The 319-nt window shown below is 55.5% G+C and carries 1 rRNA gene; it reads right to left on the reverse strand.

Annotation, left to right across the window (positions count from 1 at the left end):
• Positions 1 to 319, reverse strand: a 16S ribosomal RNA gene (locus tag BGP75_RS00620); the annotation flags it as partial.

Raw genomic sequence — 319 nt, forward strand, 5'->3', positions numbered from 1 at the left:
AGATGCAGTTCCCAGGTTAAGCCCGGGGCTTTCACATCTGACTGACTAGGCCACCTACGCGCGCTTTACGCCCAGTAATTCCGATTAACGCTTGCACCCTCCGTATTACCGCGGCTGCTGGCACGGAGTTAGCCGGTGCTTCTTCTGCGAGTAACGTCACAGATGCAGAGTATTAATCTACACCCTTTCCTCCTCGCTGAAAGTGCTTTACAACCCGAAAGCCTTCTTCACACACGCGGCATGGCTGGATCAGGGTTGCCCCCATTGTCCAATATTCCCCACTGCTGCCTCCCGTAGGAGTCTGGGCCGTGTCTCAGTC

Origin of the sequence: Motiliproteus sp. MSK22-1 (genome assembly GCF_001968815.1) — a bacterium.
In the GTDB taxonomy this organism is placed as follows: Bacteria; Pseudomonadota; Gammaproteobacteria; order Pseudomonadales; family Balneatricaceae; genus Motiliproteus.